The sequence below is a fragment of the Moraxella nasibovis genome, from assembly GCF_029581575.1.
Classification (GTDB): domain Bacteria; phylum Pseudomonadota; class Gammaproteobacteria; order Pseudomonadales; family Moraxellaceae; genus Moraxella; species Moraxella nasibovis.
Genome location: NZ_CP089975.1, coordinates 688,090 through 703,256 on the forward strand (window position 1 = coordinate 688,090; position 15,167 = coordinate 703,256).

Consider the following 15,167-nt stretch of genomic DNA (forward strand, 5'->3'; position numbering starts at 1 on the left):
AAGGTAAAAGGGTATGCAAAAGATCAAGAAAGAGAATATCATTCAGACTCTAGTTGTCATTCCTTTTATTCTTGCTGGCTTATTTTTTATTTCAAGAGCTGAAATGCCATCGGAGCATCAAAAACAAATCGGTTTGGATTTTAGAAAATGGCTTGATGATATTACCGTCAATGAAAGTGGCTATATATTGGACGAATATAAAAAATCAAACCTTTATGTTCTATCAAAACATTACGACCATCCACAAGAAATTACTGTTATCAACATCCATCAAAACATTGAAAAAATAGGTATTTGGGAAAAAATTTATGTTGAAAATGAGTCTGCTGGTATCATAGGTAGATATTGTTATCTTGGCTATATGTTGATCACTTATAAAGGTTATTATGCCGATAGTTTTACGAGAAACTCAAGGACGAGATTTACTGTGAGTATAAAGTGGAATAAAGATGGTAATTTTGAATGCCGTAATGCCCAATAAGTTTAGGATTTGGATTTAACTTATGGTCAAATTTACCTAAAAAAATCAAAAATTTTCCCCAAAACTATCATACAATAGACAAGTTAATTTGTATTTCTTAACTTATAGGAACAACCATGACCGCTCCCAAAACCCACATCATCATTCCTGCCCGCTACAAATCCACCCGCCTACCTGCCAAGCCGTTGCTAGAAATTCACGGCAAACCAATGATTTTATGGACAGCCCAAAAAGCCTTGCAAGCCACCTTTGCTGACAGCGTGTGTGTGGCGACTGACGATGACAGGATTTATCAGGTGTGCCAAAATGCAGGCGTGCCTGTGGTGATGACAGGCGAACACGCCTCGGGTACGGACAGATTGGGCGAAGTCGCACGGCTTTTGGGATTTGCCGATGATGACATCGTGGTCAATATGCAAGGCGATGAACCGCTTGTGCCGCCAATTCTTTTGGAGCAAGTCAAAAATCTGCTCATTGACAATCCCCATTGTGTCATGGCGACTTTGTGCGAAGTGATTGACAATTTTGAGGATTTTTATAAAAATTCAGTGGTCAAAGTCGTCAAAGCAGGCACTCAGGCTCTGTATTTTAGCCGCAGCCCCATGCCGTACGATAGGGACGGTCATTTAAAAGATGAGCTTGGCGATAAACCCAAAAACGCTTACCGTCATTTGGGACTTTATGCCTACCGAGTTAAACTGCTCAAAGAATTTGGCACATGGGAGCAAGGCGAGCTTGAAGTGTTAGAAAGCCTAGAACAATTACGCATTTTAGAAAATCACCAGCAAATCGCCATTGATGTGGCAACGGTCAGCCTACCACTTGGTGTGGACACACAGGACGATTTGGATAGGCTCAACGCCATGCCGGTTGAGGAATTTTTGAAGTTTTAAGATGAGCGAGCAATCACAACAATTACCCTATTTTGCACCGCTACTGCCTTGGCAAAACAAGGCTTGGGAGCAGGTTACTTGCCAGTTTTTTGACGGCAAATTACCGCATGGCATTTTGGCAAGTGGCATGGCAGGCATTGGCAAGCGAGCGTTTGTTTGGCGATTTGTGGCGTGGCTACTTTGTCATGACAAGGGCGAGCATGGGGCGTGTGGGTCTTGCCAAAGCTGTGGGTGGCTTAGGGCGGGTACGCACCCTGATTTGATGGTGTTGCCGAGCATTCATCTGCCGACCGCCGAGCCTACCGACAAAACTTCTGCACCAAGTAGCATTAAAATTGACGAAGTGCGAGCCTTGCAAGAATACAGCCACATCAAGGGGCAGGGCGTGCGTCTGATGGTGCTAGACGGAGCGGATACGCTGACCGTTGGGGCGAGCAATGCTCTTTTAAAGACCTTAGAAGAACCCCGTGCAGGCGTGCATTTGATTCTCATTAGCGACAATCCGACGCGTCTTTTACCCACCATCAAAAGCCGTGTGCAGACTTTGCCTTTGCATCACATAAGGCATGAAGCGGCGTTGTCGTTTGTGGCGGATAAGTTGGGCGATGAATCTTTGGCGTATCTTGCCTTGGATTTGGCGGACGGTGCGGTACTAAAAGCGGTGGATTTGCCAAAAGAGGCTTGGTTTGACAAACGCACGCTGTGGCTCAAGACTTGGCTGGCATTGCGAATGGGGCAGAGATTGCCAATGGCGGCAAGCGACTACTGGCAGGGCGTGCTTGGCTTTGATGAATTTGTAATCCTGACACGGCTGATGCTTATTGATGTGGTGCGAGTGGGTTTGGGTTTGCCAAGTCGCCATACGGACATGGATGTGGAAAATCTCATTAAAAATCAAGCGCTTAATTTGCAAGCGATGGAGAATTTTTTGCTTTATTTGGACGATGTGGTGCTGTCCGTTCGTCAAAATGTCCAAGAAAAATTGGCGTATGATGGGCTGTTTGTGGCGCTTGCCAAGCTATAAAATGTGAGTAAATGCCAATGATAAAGCCTGTGCTTGAAATCTTATATCAAGACGATGATTTGGTGGTGGTTAATAAACCTGCCAAAATGCTCGTTCATCGCTCGTGGCTGGATAAGCACGAGACGGTGTTTGTGATGACGACTTTGCGAGACATGCTTGGGACTTATGTGTATCCTGTACATCGCCTTGACCGCCCAACTTCAGGCGTTTTGTTGTTTGCCAAATCAAGCGAGGCGGCAAGGATTTTGTCTTTGCAATTTGAACAGCACACGGTAGAAAAGTCATATCTGGCGGTGGTGCGTGGTCATCTTTTGGGGTGTGGGCGAGTGGATTATCCTTTAAAGGTCAAATTGGACAAAATCGCCGATAAATTTGCCAACACCGACAAAGCCCCAGAGACGGCAATCACCGATTATGAAAATCTGGCAACTTGCGAACTGCCCATCGTCTCCACGCCACGCTACGCCACTTCTCGCTACAGCCTGATGAAACTGACCCCAATCACAGGTCGCAAGCACCAGCTTAGACGGCACATGACACACCTATTCCACCCTATCGTGGGCGACACCACGCACGGCGACACCGCCCAAAACCGTACGGTGGCGGACTTCACAGGCGTATCACGGCTGCTCTTGCACGCACACTCGCTCGCCTTTGATGACCTAAGTGGCGAGCGCATCTCGGTGGTCGCACCATTGGATGTAGATTTTCAAAAAGTGATGAGCGACTTTGGCTGGCTGTGTGCCTAGGCGTCCAAGTGCTTTGATTGGCTAATATTTAAATCGGCGATGAATTTCAATCAGTATTAAAATCTTTGCTGAAAAATACTTACATTTGTCATAAAAAATGCTAAAATATGCGCATTTTATCAAAACATTTCTATCAGGCTTAACTCTATTAGGCTTAATAGGGCAATCATCAAAAAACTCTCTTTTTTCCTTTGATTTTTAGGCGGCAAGAGTGACGGTCGCTTGTGGCTCTGTGTGGCAAAATTTTGTGTTTTTGAGTGATTGTTGGCAAATGAAAATGTTTTGAAATATATTGATTATTCATAAAGGGCGTAAGCCTTGAGGGTTGTTATGCAATTAACCGCAAAAGATGTACGCATGAATCTGCGTGCCACTGACAAACAAGACGCCTTATCGGTGCTGGCTGGAATTTTGGTTGAAGATGGTCTGACTGCCGAGGGCTATTTGGCAGGCTTGCAGACTCGTGAGGCTCAGTCGGCGACTTATTTGGGGCAAGGTATCGCCATTCCGCATGGCACGCCAGATTCTCGTGAATACATTGTAAAGACAGGTGTTCGCTTGGCACATTTTGCTGATGGCGTGGTCTGGAATGACGAGGGCGAAAAGGTGTATCTGGCGGCGGTGATTGCTGCAAAATCTGACGAGCATTTGCAGGTTTTAAAACAGCTGACCAAAGTCTTGACGGACGATGTGGCGGATAAGATTCGGTTCGCCAAAAGTGCTGACGACATACTTGCCATCATTAACGGCAAGCCCAAATCTTTGATTTTAAATGAAAATCTGATCAAAATTGACGAAAAAGCCAAAGACACAGACGCTTTGTTCATGACGGCATTAAACGCCCTAAAATCGGCAAATTTGACAGAGTCGGTCAGCTTGTTGTCATCAAAATCACAAGTGCTGTCTAAATATGTGCAGTGCGTGAGTTTTGTGGGCGATGAAAGTCAGGTTTCCCAGTCGGCATTGTCGCTTGCCATCAGTGGTCAAAACATCGCACCAAAGGCGGTGGCGGTGGTCGTGGCAAATGAGCATTTGGACGCCAAAAAACTGGCGGCAGCTTATGATGTGCTGATGGATGATGAGTTTGAGACGGCGTTGGCATGTGCAGATAAAGAGGCTATTGCCAAACTTTTGGGCGTGGAGTCTAGCGAGTCTTGGGCGTCTAAGACGGCAGTGATTTTAAATGAACATGGCTTGCACGCACGCCCTGCCACAGCGTTATCTACGCTTGCCAAAGAAGTGGCAGGCGAGATTAAGGTGTCGGTTGATGGCGGATTTTTTGTGTCTGCCAAGAGTCTAAGTCGTCTGCTGTCTTTGGGGGCGGTGCGTGGGCAAGTATTAAAGTTCATCGCCGAGCCTAAGACGGATGCGGTGGCACATTTGGATAAGCTGGTGCAAGCGGTGGCAGATGGTTTGGGCGAGGAAGTAGAGCCATTTGAAGTGTCGTCTGCTCACCCACAGCAGGCTGATGCACCGACTGTATTAAATTTTAGCGACACACAAAAAATCGTGGCAGGCGAGAAGGCTGTCGCCATCACAGCGTCATCTGGCGTGGCGGTGGGCGAGGCGTTCGTGGTGCGTGATGTGCGATTTGATTATCCTGCGACGGCAGATGATCCAGCGGTGGAATTTGAGCGATTGACAAATGCGATTGATGTCGTGAAAGCAGAGCTGTCGCAGATGGTGTCTGGTGCAAAAAATGCCGACATTGCCAAGATTTTTACCGCTCATTTGGCATTGCTTGATGATGAAGAGATTGTCTTTGGGGCAAAAGATGGTATGGATGAGGGATTGTCGGCAGAGGCGGCTTGGCATGCTCATATTGAGACGACCGCCAAGATTCAGTCGGCGGTTGCCAATCATCTGCTTGCTGAGCGTGCGGCAGATTTAAGAGATGTGGGACAAAAAGTGCTGGCAGTGCTGACAGGACAGAGTCTGCACACAGAGCCTACCACGCCTTATGTGTTGATTAAAGAAGATTTGTTGCCATCAGATGTGGCGCGTCTTGACCCTGCTCGTGTGGCGGGCATCTTGACGGCAGTGGGTGGAGCCAGTTCGCACAGTGCTATCGTGGCAAGGGCGTTGGGCATTCCTGCATTGGTTGGGGCAGGCAGTGATGTACTGGGTGCGACACAAGGCGTACCAGTATTGATGAATGCGTCTGAGGGTTGGTTTGTGATTGACCCAAGTGATGAGCTGATCTTGGAGAGTCAAAAAGCCCAAGAGCTATTAAAACAGCGCAAAGAGCTTGCCAATCAGCACGCCTTAGAGCCTGCCGTCATGACAGATGGTCATCAGGTCGAGGTGGTGGTGAATTTGGGCAATGTCCATAATACCGCCAAGGCAGTGGCAAGCGGTGCAGAAGGTGTGGGGCTACTTCGTACGGAGTTGGTGTTCATGGCTCATCGCCAAGTGCCTGACATTGACACGCAGATTCGTGATTATGAGCAGGTGTTTGATGCCTTGGAAGGTCGTCCTTTGGTGGTGCGTACGCTGGATGTGGGGGGCGATAAGCCTTTGCCATATCTGCCCATGCCAAGCGAAGAAAACCCATTTTTAGGCTTGCGTGGCGTGCGTCTGTCGCTCAAACAGCCTAACATGCTCAAAGATCAGCTCATCGCCTTGATTAAGGCATCAAAAGGGCGGGATCTGCGTATCATGTTCCCAATGGTGGGGCGACTTGAAGAATGGACGGCAGCCAAAGCGGTCTTGGACGAGGTGCGAGCCGAATATCCGCACGACACCTTACAAGTGGGCATCATGATTGAAGTGCCAAGTGCGGCAATCATGGCGAATGCTTTTGCCAAAGAAGTGGATTTTTTTAGTATCGGTACGAACGACTTGACCCAGTATGTGATGGCGATTGACCGTGGGCATCCGATCTTATCCAAAGATGCTGACGGTCTGCACCCAAGCGTACTGATGCTGATCCATCACACCGTGCAGGCAGCTCATGCTCATGGCAAGTGGGTGGGCGTGTGTGGCGAATTGGCAGGCGATGAAAAGGCGGTGCCGATTTTGCTGGGCTTGGGTGTTGATGAGCTCAGCATGTCAGTGTCGAGCATTGCACTGGTCAAACAACAAGTGCGTGAGCTGAATATGGCGGATTGCCAGTTTTTAGCCAAGCGTGCTTTGGCTTGCCAAACGGCGGGCGAAGTGCGTGCGTTGTCTGTGCAAGGTGGTGCGTAATGCGTGTGCTTTGTATTACCCTAAATCCTGCCATTGACATGACGGTGTCGGTGGTGGGTCTCAAAGTGGGCGAAGTCAATCGTGCGACCACTGCCCAATCCGACCCAGCAGGCAAAGGGCTTAACGCTGCTCAGATTTTGGCGGATCTGGGTATGGATGCGGTGGCGTCTGGATTTTTGGGCGAGCAAAATGCGTCTGTATTTGAAGAGCTGTTTGCTCATCGTCAGCAGTTGGCAAGTGATGAGTCGGTTGGCACTGTTACTGATGAATTTGTCCGTGTGGCAGGCGAGACTCGCACCAACATCAAATTGACCGACCAAGGCACGACCACCGACATCAACGGCACAGGTTTTGTGGTGGGCGAGCAGGACAAATCGGCATTATTGACCAAATTAACCAAGCTTGCCAAAGACTGTCAAGCGGTATTGATTGCAGGCAGTGTGCCACAGGGCTTTGAGATGGCAGATTTTGATGCACTGCTGTCGGCTTTGACAGCGGTCAATGATAAAGTGGCGGTTGATGTCAGTGGTAAGGCTTTGAAAGTTGCCTTAAAACATCAGCTGTGGCTAATCAAGCCTAATGATGACGAGCTTTTTGAGATTTTTGGACAATCTGCAAAAACTTTAAACGAGCAGGCGGCTTTATTGGCAGGCTTGCCGATTGAGCATATTGTCGTATCCATGGGCGAGCGTGGCGTACATTGGTTCTGTGGCGATGAGATTTATGGATCCTTGCCACCCAAGATGACCGTCAAAAGTACCGTTGGGGCTGGCGATACGCTGACCGCTGGCATGATGGCAGGGCTATTGGCAGGCTTAGCACCTACCGATATTTTGGCTCGTGCGACAGCCTTATCCGCCCATGCGGTGAGCATTGTCGGCTTTAAGGCGGCAAGCCCAGACAGGCTTGATGAGCTGTTGGCAAAGGTGAGTGTACAGCCATTGCAGTTGTCTTGATGGCTTGTGATTAGACTTGGCCGTAAGGGCGAATATTATTTGCCCCTACCACACCGCAATAAATGTTAGATTTGTTGAGTGCATCATGCCAAAAAACCGATCATTTTTTTAACCAAAATTTTATAAACAATAGGGAAAACCTATGCAATTTTTAACCGCTTCTTATGTGATTGTGCCTGAGCAAAACGCACCGCACACATTATTGATTGCCAAAAAACTGGCAAAAGCCTTGCAAAATCAAGGCGTACCGGCAACTGTCTCATTGACCGAGCAGGCAAATCAAGCTCATAAAGTCATCATTGGCGACAAGTCCGCCGTTGATGGCAAAACCATTTATCTAAACCAAAACGAGCTGGACATCACTCGCTTTGATGATGAAAATTATCTACAATCGCTGTTTGCTTTGGCATCATTTGACCAAGCGCCAAGCACAGCGGCGGCATCAGCACCGCAGGCAGGCAAGGCATTTAATGTGGTGGCAGTTACCGCTTGCCCAACTGGTGTGGCACATACTTTTATGTCGGCAGAGGCGATTGAAAACTACGCCAAAGCACAAGGTTGGGATATTAAGGTTGAGACTCGTGGTCAGGTCGGTGCTGGTAATCCAATCAGTGCGGACGAAGTGGCGGCGGCAGATTTGGTGTTCGTGGCGGCAGACATTGATGTGGATTTGGCAAAATTTGCTGGCAAAAAAATGTACCGCACTTCGACAGGTCTTGCCCTGAAAAAAACCGCCCAAGAATTTGACAAGGCATTGGCGGAGGCGAAAATCTATCAAGGCGGTGCGGCGGCAAGTTCGGCAGGTAATGAAACCGCCAGCCAAGAGAAAAAAGGCGTGTATCAGCACCTGATGACTGGTGTGTCGCACATGCTACCGCTTGTCGTGGCGGGTGGTTTGCTCATTGCCATGTCGTTCATGTTTGGCGTGGAAGCCTTTAAAGATGCGGCGATCGCTTATGGCTTGCCAAAAGCGTTGATGGACATCGGTGGTGGTAGTGCGTTTGCTTTGATGATTGCGGTGTTCTCTGGCTATGTGGCGTATTCTATCGCTGATCGCCCAGGTCTTGCGGTGGGTCTGATCGGCGGTATGCTTGCCAATACAGCAGGGGCTGGTATTTTGGGCGGTATCGTGGCAGGCTTTTTGGCAGGTTATACCGTCAAATTTCTAAACGATGCGATTAAATTGCCACCAAGTTTATCTGCATTAAAGCCGATTTTGATTTTGCCGTTATTGGGTTCGCTGATTGTTGGTTTGTTGATGATTTATGCGATCAACCCACCTGTGGCAGCGTTGATGGAAATGCTGACAAACTGGCTAAAATCAATGAATGATGCCAATGCAATCATTTTAGGCTTGATTTTGGGCTTGATGATGTGTGCCGATATGGGTGGTCCAATTAACAAGGCGGCTTATACTTTCTCGGTGGGTATGATCGCCTCAGGCGTTTATACACCGATTGCGGCGGCGATGGCGGCAGGTATGGTACCGCCGATTGGTATGGCGATTGCTACTTGGATTGCTGCCAAAAAATTCAACGACAACCAAAAAAATGCTGGCAAAGCATCATTCGTACTGGGTCTGTGCTTTATCTCTGAAGGGGCGTTGCCGTTCGTAGCGGCAGATCCTGCCCGTGTGATTATCGCATCATTGATTGGCGGGGCGATTACTGGTGCGATTTCTATGAGTCTTGGCATTGCTCTGCAAGCACCACATGGCGGTCTGTTTGTGATTCCGTTCGTCTCACAGCCTTTGATGTATTTGGTGGCGATTGCGGTCGGTTCGGTGGCGACTGGCGTGATTTATGCGACCATCAAGCCAAAAATTGCTACGGCTTAATTGTTACAGCCTAAGCCGCATTTTTTGACAAAAAAACACAAAACCTGTCCTTTGATGGGTTTTGTGTTTTTTATTGGTGTGTTACAATAAAAAGCTTGTTCTACATCTGCTGAATTTTTAAAGTCCTTGAGAATTTTGGGTTTCGTTCCACTCAACCCAGCCTACGACATCACATAATTTTGTGGCAAACTTTAATATTTGATGGGTGTAATTATTGATTGATTGACAAAAGGGGAGTGATTGTGATGAGTGTTATGAATTATCAGTCAAAAACCAAGCCAGTGCTGATGTTGTCTGGTCTTTGTGGGGTGTTGTTATTGTCAGCTTGTGCCAGTAAGCCCACCTATCAGCAAGGCAGCAGTAAGGCGGTCGGCGGCTCAAATGCCCCGAAAGTCGTGATGAATAACAAAGGTGTACCCAGTCATCATCTGGTCAAGCAAGGCGACACGGTAAGTAAAATCGCTGAGCGCTATGGACTCAACTGGCGTGACATCGGTCGCATCAATAATCTGAATTCCCAGTACACCATCTACACAGGACAGTGGCTGACACTTTGGCAAGGCAATGCCAGCAGCAACACGACAGCGGCCACCACGCCACCACGCCAAAGCACCACGGCACGCTCTCAGGTCACAGCGACACCAACACCCCCAGCTGTGACGACCACGACCAGTACACCTTCTTACACACCGCCACCAGTCACCGCCAGTGCGCCACCTTCTGTGGGCAGTGCAGGCTTGATGCAGTTTCGCTATCCTGTGGGTAGTGGCAACCCTGTGGTGCGCCGCTTTGGCACCACCACCATCAATGGTCAGGCAGTGACCAGTCAGGGCATGTGGTTCTCTGGTCGAGCGGGGGATGCGGTGCTGGCAAGCCGTACGGGCACGGTACTGCACGCCGATGGCAATATTGACGGAGCGATGATCGCCATTGCGCATACTGACGGCTTTGTGAGTAATTATTTCCATATCCAAAATGCGCAGGTCAAATCAGGGCAGACCGTGCAGGCAGGGCAGCAGATCGCCACCATGCGTGCGCAAGCCGATGGTGCGGCACTGCTTGAATTTCGTATCGCTCGCAATTCAAGCTACATTGATCCATTGTCTGTTTTAAAATAATTTGCCATGATCGTCCGTGATAAAAGCAACCGCTTAAAGCTGTTGTTTGTATGGCGTGGCACGGTGCTACCAAAGGTGCTGCCGCTTGTGCTTGCGCTGATGGCGATATCGATGGTGGCTTGGGGCTTGACGCATTATAAGGTCTATGCCGTGACGGGCGTGCCTGCGGTGGGCTTTACGGTGTTTGGCGTGGTGCTCTCCATATTTTTGGGCTTTCGCAATACCGCTTGCTATGAAAGATGGTGGGAAGGGCGTAAGCTGTGGGGTGCGATGATCGCCAACACACGCCATCTGACACGAGACAGTCATTTTTTACCCAATGACGAACGAAAGCAGCTACTCATTGAGATGCTGCTTTTTGTGGGACTCTTACGCAACCGCCTGCGTGGACAGACGGCGGATAGGGCGCAGTTTGCACATTTTCATGATTTGGCTGATGATGAGCTTGACGCCCTGAATCATCATGTCAATGCGCCACAGGTCATGCTTGAAAAGATGCAGCTGCGCTTGATGAGAGCGGTGCAGACAGGGCAGGTGAGCGACATTGTTTATACGAGCATTCAGCGCCATGTGATTGAGATGGGTAATATTCAGGCGGGCTGTGATCGTATCGCCAGTACGCCTTTGCCGTTTCCGTATTCGGTGCTGCTGCATCGTGCGGTATTTTGTTTTTGTTGGATGTTGCCCTTTGGTCTTGAATCGGTGATGGGTATTTGGACGCCGTTTTTGGTGGGGTTTTTGTCGTATTTATTGCTTGGGCTTGATGAGCTTAGCCATCAGCTAGAAGAGCCATTTGGCACGGCTGACAATGATCTGCCGCTAGATACGATGGTGCGACTGATGGAGCGTGAGACCTTATCTTTGCTGGATTTGCCACTGCCTGCACCCATCAATGCTGATGCGTCTTATAATTTTTCCTAAGCTTTCGTGCTGAGTGCATCAAAGATTTTCAATGACTGCTGATGATTATGATGTCAGCTGGCGACTGTTTGGCTTTTTAATAAAAAAAATCAAGGGTTTATGATGTATAAACCCTTGATTTTTTTTGACTTTAAATTTGGTGGGCCCACACAGACTCGAACTGTGGACCAAGGGATTATGAGTCCCCTGCTCTAACCGACTGAGCTATAGGCCCAAAAAAAATTATCCAATAATTACAACAACTTATTGAATGTTTATATTGTACATCAATCCAAAAATGATTGCAAATATTTCTAGTAGACGCATAGTAGACCACATAGAAATGTTGTATAATATCGCTATTTGTTGCAATATGGCGATATTATACACAATGACGAGCAAAAACAAAAGAGTTAGACTCACAAAAAATTTGATTGAGTCTCTCCCTGCTGACCCCGCCATTTACCGAGACAGTGATTTGATTGGTTTTGCGGTGCGTGTCCAGAAGACCTACAAGACTTACATCGTTGAGAAAAAAGTCAATGGACAAGCCGTCCGCCACACACTCGGCATCGTTGGACAGCTCACATTGCCCCAAGCTCGCCAAAAGGCAAGTGAGACGCTGGCGATGATGGGTCAGGGTATTAACCCAAATGAGCAAAAACGCACTGAACAAAAAGCCCACGAGCATGAGCGAGAATTAAATCGCCAACATCCTACCCTTGCCGATGCTTACACCGCTTTTTTGAGTGAACGCACGCTAAAACCAAATACTCGCCACGATTACGACAAAGTGATGGAAAAATATCTATCAGATTGGCAAAATAAAAAACTTGCCGACATCACAAGAAAAATGGTGCAAGACAAACACAAAGCCTTGACCGAAAACAGCCCAGCACAGGCAAATATGGCAATGCGAGTCTTTCGGGCGGTGTATAATTTTGCGGTTGAGCATTATCTTGGTGATGACGAAAATCCGCTACTGCCCGCCATATCACCCACCAAAACTTTGACCGCAAAAAAGGCGTGGAATAAAATCAAACGCAAAAAGACTTACATCAACGAAGACAAAATGCCAGATTGGGTAAAAGCGGTTGTAGAGTTTGAAAATCGTGGGCAGTCATTAGAAACGAACAAAGATTTTTTATTGACTTTAATATTAACAGGGTTTAGGCGGAGCGAATGCGAAAGCATCGCATGGTCGGCAATCGATTTAAAATATGGTTTTGTATCCTCCATTGACCCAAAAAATAGCGAGGTCCACACCCTGCCAATGGGTGATGTGCTTTGGGCTTTGATGAAAAAAAGACGAAAATATATTACAGGAAATTGGGTATTTCCGTCCGCCAAATCCAAAAGCGGACACATTGTCAATATTTCCAAAGTGCGTGAAAAAATCAATAATGAATGTGGTGTCAAATTTACTTTTCACGATTTACGCCGAACCTTTGCTAGCATTGCCGAGAATTTAGATTACGGTCAATATACAATTAAACGCCTGCTAAACCACAAAGATGACGATAACGATGTAACGGCAGGATATGTGCAAATCAGCGATAAAAAACTACGCCAAGCAATGAATGAAATTGAAAGTACCGTATTGGGAGAATGGCGAGAATTTTTATTAGATGAATACAATAAAAAAGCCCTATGACAGGGCTTTTTTGTAATTATAATAATTGGGGTCGGAAGTATGTGGCACTTTGTCGAATTTATTTAAGTAGTCTAATACATCTGACTTTTGGTAATAAATCACTTTTTTACTGTGTTTAATAAATGGTATGCCGTCGCCATTGCACCGCTTGGCTTGCAGCCACGACAGCGACTTATTCAAAATAATCGCAATCGTAATGGGTGGGAAAACAGCGTCATCGCTTGCCGACCAAAAGCGGTCGGACTCGGATTTGGCTTGTTCTGCGGTTAATGTTTTTAGTTTTGACATTTATACTCCTAATAATTATCGTGTGGAATAGATAGCGTTGCCATGCGTGTTGTTGTCTTCTCAAACCCTTTGGGGCTATATATCCCTTACAATCATGATTTGGAATCAACTGACGATACTGCACCCAGTTTGTGAAGTTACCTGAGTAAGGTATCATTGCACCTCTGCTCCAATGAGTAATACCAGCGTGTGCTTTTCTTGTATTATCAATAGGTGTAGCACAATGCTCAAAAGCTGAAGCGTGGACTGGCTCACTGCCGACCAGTCTGTCGTAGAGAGAAATAGCTTTTTCAATACTAGTATCATTCTTACGATATGATACTTGGGCTGCACATGAGCATGAGATTTTGATAGCGGTATCTAAATCAACAATGCTAGGTAGTTCTGTCTCGTCTGTTATGATATAGATTAACTGACCATCAACATTGCGAGAATGTCTGACATACGGTGTATGCCACTCACCTGCGTACAGTACTTCAGGCTCACTCTCTTGCATAGCACCATACATCAAATCAGCTAACTGTTTAATCTCAGGTTGGGCATCGGTATGACAACGCAGATTAAAAAAGTTGTCAAAGCTAGTCGCAGTAACGAGCGTTTTCATCATCTGGAATGGCTCTAAAATCCGATTAACTACTTGCTTATGCAAGCCAAGACGCTCTAATTTGAACGCATAATAAATAGCTGAGTCTGCTGCTTCGCACCATGCTTTTTCACAAGCATCAACATCTGCTTGTTCGTCTTTGGCTTGCATACCCGCCTGATTTAACCCCCAGTGAATTGGCATAGCAGGATTTAATCCGACTTGGTCTATTGCTGTACGAATAGGAATTGCCCTACTACTAGCAGCATTGCGACTGAACTGACGATGCGTCATAAGCTCGCTGTGGATATAGCGATGATACTCTAATTCAAAAGTAGTAATACGCTGTCCTGTATGTGCCGACACGCTGTCAGCGATGATAGTTGCTTTAATCATTTCTTACCTCGTTCTTTGAACATTTGAATTAACTTATCCTTAATTTTAGGTACTCCTTTGTCATCACAACCAAACTCATACCTATATACTATGGCATCATGAAACGCTTCTATGGCTCCAATAAATTCTTGAAGTATTGCTAAATCCTCAGGAATATCTTCAAGTTTACCATAAACCTGCTCAAGTTTTTCTTTGTTCTCAGGCGTGGCTAGGAAAGCAAATTGCTGTGGTAGGCAAATTCTAGTACCTGACTTAAACAAACACCCTCCTGCATTTATTCTAAACATCGTACCACCATGAAAAATGAGTAGTTCTTTGCCGTCAGTACCACCAATAGCTCCTACTTTATACAACTTATTTGATACTGATGGTAGATAGACTAAATCGTTAAACTTAATTAGTTGTGTCATCTCGGTTCTCCACTAATTTACATAGGTCATCTAAGTAGCACCATTCGATTTCAGGTGCATTTGATGGTTCGAAACTCTTGCTCATCTCTACAGAAAAATAATGCTTATATGGAGCATCTCTAAATTCTAAAGTATGTTCTACAAGAGGGGTGCGTCTCCCTGTGGGGATTTTATAATCTTCTACAGACATCGCACTATTATATTCATACTCACCATCTTTACTTTGGCGAATGATTAACTCCCTATAATGGTCGGGTGTTTCGTCCGCAAATTTATGCCATAGCTTCATTCATCTTTCTCCATCAATTCTTTCTCGTATTCATCAAGTTTGGCTTGCAAAATACGCATTGCTTGATTGCCTACCTCAACCATTTGTGGTTGTTGCATGACTTGGTTGGCTGTGTATAAGCCTAGTGCGGTGTACATGGTTTGCTTACTAGGTACTGCGATTTTAAGTAAACCTAATACGCAAAATACAAGCAATGCTGGTATATACACTTTGTATAGGAAAGGTTTCACTTCGTCAAAACCATAAATATCAGCGTGCGAAGCCATAATAATAGTCGCTACAGTTAATGCCGCAAGCAAAACAAACAATACAAACATCAGTGCGAATGATAAATTCCCAAAAATATCAATCAAATAAAGGTATAAAATCAAATCGCTCATTATCAAACTCCTGATGGTTT

General features: G+C 46.4%; 15 protein-coding genes and 1 tRNA gene. 10 read left to right on the forward strand and 6 right to left on the reverse strand.

Annotated features, from left to right (window positions below; genetic code table 11):
* Positions 1-13: 13 nt before the first annotated feature.
* The 9 genes from LU290_RS03155 (at position 14) to LU290_RS03195 (ending at position 11,168) form a co-directional block, all read left to right on the forward strand.
* The gene (locus tag LU290_RS03155) at positions 14-481 is read left to right on the forward strand and encodes a hypothetical protein (protein WP_277809108.1); all 468 of its coding nucleotides are present in this window, start codon (positions 14-16) and stop codon (positions 479-481) included.
* Positions 482-597: 116 nt separating this feature from the next.
* The gene (gene kdsB, locus LU290_RS03160) at positions 598-1,374 is read left to right on the forward strand and encodes a 3-deoxy-manno-octulosonate cytidylyltransferase (RefSeq protein WP_277809109.1); all 777 of its coding nucleotides are present in this window, start codon (positions 598-600) and stop codon (positions 1,372-1,374) included.
* A gap of 1 nt (position 1,375) precedes the next feature.
* Positions 1,376-2,398 (forward strand): DNA polymerase III subunit, encoded by a 1,023-nt coding sequence (locus tag LU290_RS03165; RefSeq protein WP_277809110.1) that lies wholly within the window; start codon positions 1,376-1,378, stop codon positions 2,396-2,398.
* Positions 2,399-2,409: 11 nt separating this feature from the next.
* Complete coding sequence (gene truC / locus LU290_RS03170; RefSeq protein WP_277809111.1) at positions 2,410-3,147, forward strand: tRNA pseudouridine(65) synthase TruC; 738 nt, start codon at positions 2,410-2,412, stop codon at positions 3,145-3,147.
* 330 nt (positions 3,148-3,477) lie between these two features.
* Positions 3,478-6,336, forward strand: a complete 2,859-nt coding sequence (ptsP, locus tag LU290_RS03175; protein ID WP_277809112.1) for a phosphoenolpyruvate--protein phosphotransferase — start codon at positions 3,478-3,480, stop codon at positions 6,334-6,336.
* Positions 6,336-7,292, forward strand: coding sequence for a 1-phosphofructokinase family hexose kinase (locus tag LU290_RS03180; protein ID WP_277809113.1), 957 nt, complete (start codon positions 6,336-6,338; stop codon positions 7,290-7,292). The genes ptsP and LU290_RS03180 overlap by 1 nt, the downstream gene beginning before the upstream one ends.
* 142 nt (positions 7,293-7,434) lie before the next feature.
* Positions 7,435-9,129, forward strand: coding sequence for a fructose-specific PTS transporter subunit EIIC (locus LU290_RS03185; RefSeq protein ID WP_277809114.1), 1,695 nt, complete (start codon positions 7,435-7,437; stop codon positions 9,127-9,129).
* Between the two features lie 245 nt (positions 9,130-9,374).
* On the forward strand, positions 9,375-10,247 hold the full coding sequence (locus LU290_RS03190) for a M23 family metallopeptidase (RefSeq protein ID WP_277809115.1): 873 nt from the start codon (positions 9,375-9,377) through the stop codon (positions 10,245-10,247).
* 6 nt (positions 10,248-10,253) lie between these two features.
* Positions 10,254-11,168, forward strand: coding sequence for a bestrophin family protein (locus LU290_RS03195; protein WP_277809116.1), 915 nt, complete (start codon positions 10,254-10,256; stop codon positions 11,166-11,168).
* A 137-nt stretch (positions 11,169-11,305) separates the two neighbouring features.
* Here the strand turns inward: LU290_RS03195 and LU290_RS03200 are convergent.
* Positions 11,306-11,382: transfer RNA gene (locus LU290_RS03200), tRNA-Ile, on the reverse strand.
* Positions 11,383-11,538: 156 nt separating this feature from the next.
* On the opposite strand from LU290_RS03200, the gene LU290_RS03205 reads away from it, so the two are divergent.
* Positions 11,539-12,801 carry a tyrosine-type recombinase/integrase gene (locus tag LU290_RS03205; RefSeq protein ID WP_277809117.1) on the forward strand — a complete coding sequence of 421 codons (1,263 nt, stop codon included), beginning with the start codon at positions 11,539-11,541 and terminating at the stop codon, positions 12,799-12,801.
* Here the strand turns inward: LU290_RS03205 and LU290_RS03210 are convergent.
* Genes LU290_RS03210 through LU290_RS03230 form a run of 5 tightly spaced genes read right to left on the reverse strand, consistent with a single transcriptional unit; the run spans position 12,796 to position 15,147 of the window.
* Positions 12,796-13,089, reverse strand: coding sequence for a DNA-binding protein (locus LU290_RS03210; RefSeq protein ID WP_277809118.1), 294 nt, complete (start codon positions 13,087-13,089; stop codon positions 12,796-12,798). The genes LU290_RS03205 and LU290_RS03210 overlap by 6 nt on opposite strands.
* The gene (locus LU290_RS03215) at positions 13,016-14,068 is read right to left on the reverse strand and encodes an FAD-dependent thymidylate synthase (protein WP_277809119.1); all 1,053 of its coding nucleotides are present in this window, start codon (positions 14,066-14,068) and stop codon (positions 13,016-13,018) included. Before LU290_RS03215 ends, LU290_RS03210 begins: the two co-directional genes overlap by 74 nt.
* On the reverse strand, positions 14,065-14,478 hold the full coding sequence (locus LU290_RS03220; protein ID WP_277809120.1) for a hypothetical protein: 414 nt from the start codon (positions 14,476-14,478) through the stop codon (positions 14,065-14,067). Before LU290_RS03220 ends, LU290_RS03215 begins: the two co-directional genes overlap by 4 nt.
* Entirely contained in the window at positions 14,462-14,767 is a 306-nt protein-coding gene (locus LU290_RS03225; RefSeq protein WP_277809121.1) for a hypothetical protein, read from the reverse strand. The genes LU290_RS03220 and LU290_RS03225 overlap by 17 nt, the downstream gene beginning before the upstream one ends.
* The gene (locus LU290_RS03230; RefSeq protein ID WP_277809122.1) at positions 14,764-15,147 is read right to left on the reverse strand and encodes a hypothetical protein; all 384 of its coding nucleotides are present in this window, start codon (positions 15,145-15,147) and stop codon (positions 14,764-14,766) included. Before LU290_RS03230 ends, LU290_RS03225 begins: the two co-directional genes overlap by 4 nt.
* Positions 15,148-15,167 lie beyond the last annotated feature (20 nt).